The organism is Bacillus sp. JJ1503, assembly GCF_036965125.1.
Taxonomy (GTDB): Bacteria; Bacillota; Bacilli; order Bacillales; family Cytobacillaceae; genus Cytobacillus.
In genome coordinates this window covers 1-6,050 of the sequence record NZ_JBALOZ010000192.1, presented here as the reverse complement: position 1 = coordinate 6,050, position 6,050 = coordinate 1, and the positions used below count along the sequence as shown (strand labels likewise).

Below are 6,050 nucleotides of genomic sequence, written 5' to 3'. Positions count from 1 at the left end.
CGTTAATCTGCGATAAAAGAAAAGGGGATAGTGATATGGATTTTAAAAACATGACTGTAGGTGAACTAAAGGCAGATTTGATTAAAGATGCCAAAAAAGGATACCCTTTCTTACTCGCGGGAGCCTTCTATTGGTTAGTTATGGGAGGATTGGGCTTTTTCATAGAAAGCCAACAGCAGCTCGCTCTTTTCTACCTGATTGGTACATGTAGTATTTTCCCATTGGCTATTGCTATCGGCAAAATACGTAAAATCAATCTTTTAAGTAAAAATCCATTAGGGGCTTTAGGAGGAATTATAGGAGGCATTCAAGCATTTTACATACCGGTTTGGGTGATCATTTACATTGAACAATATGAATTAATCCCAATGGCCATAGGTATTTTAGGAGCCTCACACTTTTTGCCATATTTATGGATTTATCAAAGTAAAACGTACGGAATTTTTACCATTGCAATGGCTGCAGTCTCTTTTATTTTCGGTTATGTCTTTATTAATCATGCATTTATGCTACTGCCATTTTTACTATGTATACTATATCTTCTATCCGTTATTGCCCTGTCGTTTGAGACAAAGTCATTTATCTCTATTGATGAAAGGAAGGGGATTGGCAAATAACAGTAGATCTATATAAAACAAAAAGTGAAGCTGCATCTAATGGATATCAGCTTCACTTTTTCTATAAACTATTTTCCAATCAAACTATATACAGAAGCTCCAACTAAATCCCCAGCCTCCTTCAAACGCTCAACACTAATATATTCGATTTTATCTTGTGGTGTGTGATAATAAGGCTCAAGGTTTGCAGTACCAGGCTCACGGCGAATGAAGTTAACAGCTGGAATCCCCGCATCGTGGAAGGATACGTGATCGGAAGCCCCGCGCTGATAGAGAACTAATTCAGACGGTGTTCCAATTCTTTCAGCTGTCGCCAGCGCTGTTTCCGTTACGATGTTTGCCTTGCCATCAACGGTATTCATATAGATGGCTGTTGCATTTTCCCAGGAGGTTCCGACCATATCCATGTTGAAGTTCGCAACGCTCCGCTCAACCTCATTCTGACTTAGCTGACTTACATAATAGGCGGATCCGACAAGGCCAATTTCCTCCGCACCAACAAAAACAAACCTCAATTCTTTATCGATCGGATAGCTTTTTAACACTCTTGCCAGCTCTAAAGCAGTAGCTGTACCAGACGCATTGTCACTGGCACCCGGTGCAAATGGAACACTATCAAAATGGGCAGACACGTGTACAATGTCGTGGTTTTTTCCTTTTTGAGGGGTTCTTGTCGCAATGATATTTTGTGATTTTGCATTTGCAATCCGTTTCACTTTTAATGTCACCGTTTTGTTTTGGGCAGCAATATCTTGAATTAGTGCTTCGCCGCTTGCTTTTGAGATCCCTCCAACAGAAATTGTCGTATCTCCACCGATGGAAGGATTTAATGGTCCAGGGGAATCCACATTATTATAAATCAGCACTCCGATAGCACCAGCAGCTATAGCGTTATCGATTTTTTCTTTAAATGTGATGTCGCCTCTTGAGATTAGAGCTATCTTTCCCACTGCCTCCTGTGTAAAATCGTCTAATTTCCCTAACCCAGCATCGTAAAGACTTGCAGTGATCCCTGCTTCAGGAGTATCCGCTGAACCGGCAGGGATACTAACCATGACTTCATTTTGATCGCTAGTCTGTAAATGCCCTGTCATTTTATCAGGAATCCTGAATTCTTGTGTCGTTACTTCATATCCGTAAGAAACCAAACGATCCTTAATAAACTTGGCGGCTCTCTGCTCACCTTCTGTACCCGTTACACGCGGGCCAATCGTTTCGGATAAATAATAGACATCTTCATACATACGCTCTGCACTAACTCTAGCAATAACCTTTTGATCCAATGCTTTTTCACTTGGATGAACAACGTGATTAGGTGCAGCCTCTGCTGTATTGGCGGAATTCATAGGAGCAAGATACAAACTTGAAGTGACTAAAAGAGTAGAAAGCAAAATGGAAGAGCCTTTTTTCAAAACAAAAACCTCCTTATGATATGATTTCACAAAAGGAATTCGCTTTTATTTCCTGCAAACCTTTTCAAAAACGAAAAACGAAACTTTCAACCTAGCAATATTTCAATTTACTAGGTCCTTAATAATGAATTATTTTAATAGACATAAGTCTTAAGACCATGAATAATTTGAAGGGCGTCTTTGCTTATTTTTCAACAAAAATAACCCAAAGCATATGCTCTGGGCTATTTCTTAAAGCGATCTTCCTCTTTCATTCCTACTTCACTGTTTCTGGTACAGCTTGAACCTCGATCATCTCTTTGCGCCGCTGTTTCCTAGCCGCTCCAATACTCAGTGCCTTTACTGAAAATAAACGGTAAACGGCCGGTATAAGAAGTAATGTAATAAAAGTCGCGAACATTAAGCCGAAAATAATAACTGTGGCCATTGGCGCCTGATAATTACCCGAAGTGCCTGATGCAAGCGCTAATGGAAGCATTGCGCCAGCTGTTGTTAAGGTTGTCATGAATATTGGACGAATACGGTTTTTACCTGCTTCAAGAAGTGCGTCTTCAACAGAGAAGCCCTCTCTGCGAAGCTGTTTTGTACGATCAATTAACAGAATAGCGTTGTTTAAGACGATGCCAATTAACATGATGACACCCATTCCTGACATTAGATTTAGCTCCATCTGAGTGATAAATAAACCTAGAATGGCGCCTACAATCGTCATCGGAATCACTGACATGACAATGAGTGGGTGGCCTAAATGATTGAACTGAACCGCCATAACTAGATATACCAGGAAAAGAGCAATTCCTATTACAAAGACCATTTCCATCATTAATTCCTGCTGTTGTTCCAGGTCCCCTGCAACTGATACTGATAAACCTGCTGGGGCCTTGAAATCCTCGATTAATTTCTGGACATCTCTATTGACCGCTCCAAGGTCCTTTCCTTCAATATCGGCAGAAATGGCGATAAACCGTTCCCCGTCTGAGTGGGAAATCTCATTTGGCGTATCCACGCTTTTCAATTCAATGAAAGCAGATAATTTTCTCTCCCCTTCTATGGTTGGTACCTTCATATCCAGCAAATCCTTTTTCGTTGCGGTCTTTTGATCCCATTTTACAAATAAAGGCATCTTCTCTTCGTTTATCGACATTTCACCAATAGGCATTTGTAAAAACGACTGCTCAATGAATTGTTTAATTTGAAGTTGGGAAAGTCCAGCCTTTTCAATTTCATCCGTTTTTAAAACAATGACTTCCTCTTGGGACATCCGCTCCATTGACGTTCTTACGCCAACAATGCCATCAATCCTTTGCAGCTCTTCCTTAAAGTCACCGGCTGTTGCTTGCAGCTGCTCTATGTCTTCTCCTTTTATTTTCACTTGAACAGGTGATCCACCGCCACTGGATAAGGCACTTTGAATACTTTCAATTGGATACAAATCCTGCATCTCCCGCAGTGTCTTCAAGATTTCTTCATTTACTTCCTTTTGTTCCTTTTTTATCTCATCGCCTTTTGTCATATTGATGATACTGTACAGCATTCCGCCATTATCAAGTACATAACTCGTATCTACATCCTCGATGGCACTCAGTTTTTCATTCATCGTTTGAACGATTTCGGCTTTTTCTTGATTTGTAATACCTGGTTCTAGATCAACCATTAGCTCCGAATATCGGTTAAACATATCAGGCATAATCGTCATTGGGATCTTTGTTACTAGTAATAAGGACCCTGCAAACATTAGGAAAAAGAGAGTAATGACACCGAGACTGCGGCGCTTTTTCTTGATGGTCCAGGAAACAGCATGGCTATACCCCCGCATAAACATTCCTTCTTTAGCTGCTCCCTTTGTCTTTTTAAGCTTCATAAACTTATCGGATAATGAAGGAATTAATGTAAAGGCCACAATCATGGAGCTGATTAATGTAATGGCAACTACTACTGAAAGCATGATCATAAATTGACCCATTTCGCCGCCGATCATTCCAATTGGAAGGAATACGACAATGGTCGTTAGAACCGATGCAATTACGGCCGAAGCAACTTCCTTTGTTCCCTCTAAAACCGCATCAAACTTGTTCAAACCTAGTTCTTTCTTTCGATAAATGGATTCTAGGATAACGATGGATGAATCAACCATCATCCCAATTCCCAATCCAAGTCCAATTAAGGTTAAAATATTAAAGCTATAGCCAAACATCCACATCGCTGCAAAGGTTAATAATACGGATGTTGGGATGGAAATACCGATAATGATAGTAGCCCTCAGATTTCTAAGGAAAATGAGAAGAATGACTGCAGAGATTAGCCCGCCAATAAGGATATTGTCTGTTACCCCATCAATCGATTCCTGCACATAGTCTGCCTGTGCAACCATTTCATTTAATTGAAACCCTGTAACTAAACCTTCATCCCGAATTTTTTTAATTTCCGCCCGAACTGCTTTTGCCATCTCAATTTGCGTTACATCTGCAGCCCTGCCAACCTGGATAAAAATAAGATCCTTCGTTCCATCTTTCCATACAAATGATGAACTTTCCTTAGGCTGCAGGGAAATCGCTGCTACCTTGTTAAGCTCAATAAATCCTGATTGAGTAGGAATTTTTAATCCCTTTACATCATCAATATTTTCTAATTTCGTATTCCATCGCAAAGAAGGTGAGTCCTTTTCATTATTAAGTACGCCCAAAGTAGCTTCATTATTGGACATCTGGATGGCACCAATTACCTGGCCTGCCTCTAACCCATGCTTCAGCATTTCTGCACGATCAAATTCAATTGTCACTTCATGCTCCAACATTCCAGAAAGCATTACGTCACGTACCTCTGGAAGCTCTTCTAATCTAGGCTCCAATACGTTCTTTGCAAATCCTGTCATGTCCCCCATGCTGCCGCCAGAAATATCCATGAAGAATTCATAGCTCTGACTTGCGCCGTACTGACCAGCATCCATTTCCTTGATTCCTGGATTTTCGGCCTTTGCAGCGTTAACAATTGACTCTACTTCCTTAAATACCTCTTCCCCCCGTCCCCGCTCAAAGGTCATCCGCAGGGAGCTCCTGCCTATCATAGTAGTCGATTGAATATCTTCGACACCGTCAATTCCTTTTATTTTCTGCTCTAATGGAGTTGTGATTGTCCGTTCAACTTCAATTGCAGCCATTTCTCCCGCACCAACTTCAACATAGGCACCGTCCATACGGATGGCTGGCATTAATTCCTTATCTAATTCGAATAACGAGTAGCTTCCAATGGCTAAAACCATCACTGACAGTAAAGCAATTAACATTTTCCTTTGTACAATAAATTTCAATAATTTCAAGCCTGTTCTCCTCACTCTCTCCTTTACCTTATAGGGTTAAAATAGACTTGGAGATTTTAACACAATTAGGTAAAAGTTAACATTTCATTATGTTACCATCTTACCTACATTTCCACCCTTTCATAACGAGCCTTAGACAGATATTTTTCTAAGTCTACAGTCTTAGAGGGAGTAAACATTTAGTCTAATAATAAAAAAGAGAGCCTCGAAAAAGTCGAGTGCTCCCAGCAGAATGCTTGTCCTATTGAAAAATTTTCGTGAATTGTAGAAAATACACTTTTGGATATTGATCATTTAGATGGTTATATTCTTGAGGAACTTCAAATTCATGTAGGTAAATTATGAGGCTATCGATGCAGTTGTGCCTTCATCTTGACGATGTCTCTTTCGTTTTTAACAGCCTTTTCCCAGATTAGATCTTGGTCAGCTTGAATGACCATAAGCTTTTCCATTATTTCACTTCTCATCTGCTTTTGGTCCTCTTTAACCACACTTACTTCTTTTATCAGATTATTCAATTCTCCTTCTACCTTATCCAATCTCTCTTCTACCTTACTCAATCGAGCTTCTACCTTATCCAATCGACTGTTTGTACCGCCTACCATAGTCATTAACGTAGTAAGCATATCCTCGAATTTATCGAGACGGCTTTCATCCATTACATTCACCTCCATTTCCTCATAGCTATATTATGTCATAGTTTAA

4 protein-coding genes are annotated in these 6,050 nt (G+C 40.0%); 1 reads left to right on the top strand and 3 read right to left on the bottom strand.

The annotated features are described in order from the left end of the window. Positions 1-617 (top strand): DUF7010 family protein (locus V7149_RS14940; protein ID WP_335346406.1); only part of this gene is annotated, 617 nt, incomplete at its 5' end. 68 nt (positions 618-685) lie between these two features. Here the strand turns inward: V7149_RS14940 and V7149_RS14935 are convergent. The 3 genes from V7149_RS14935 to V7149_RS14925 form a co-directional block, all read right to left on the bottom strand. Then, positions 686-2,029, bottom strand: coding sequence for a M20/M25/M40 family metallo-hydrolase (locus tag V7149_RS14935; RefSeq protein WP_335346405.1), 1,344 nt, complete (start codon positions 2,027-2,029; stop codon positions 686-688). A gap of 256 nt (positions 2,030-2,285) precedes the next feature. Beyond that, entirely contained in the window at positions 2,286-5,345 is a 3,060-nt protein-coding gene (locus V7149_RS14930) for an efflux RND transporter permease subunit (protein ID WP_335346404.1), read from the bottom strand. A 347-nt stretch (positions 5,346-5,692) separates the two neighbouring features. Beyond that, positions 5,693-6,004 carry a hypothetical protein gene (locus tag V7149_RS14925; protein ID WP_335346403.1) on the bottom strand — a complete coding sequence of 104 codons (312 nt, stop codon included), beginning with the start codon at positions 6,002-6,004 and terminating at the stop codon, positions 5,693-5,695. Positions 6,005-6,050 lie beyond the last annotated feature (46 nt).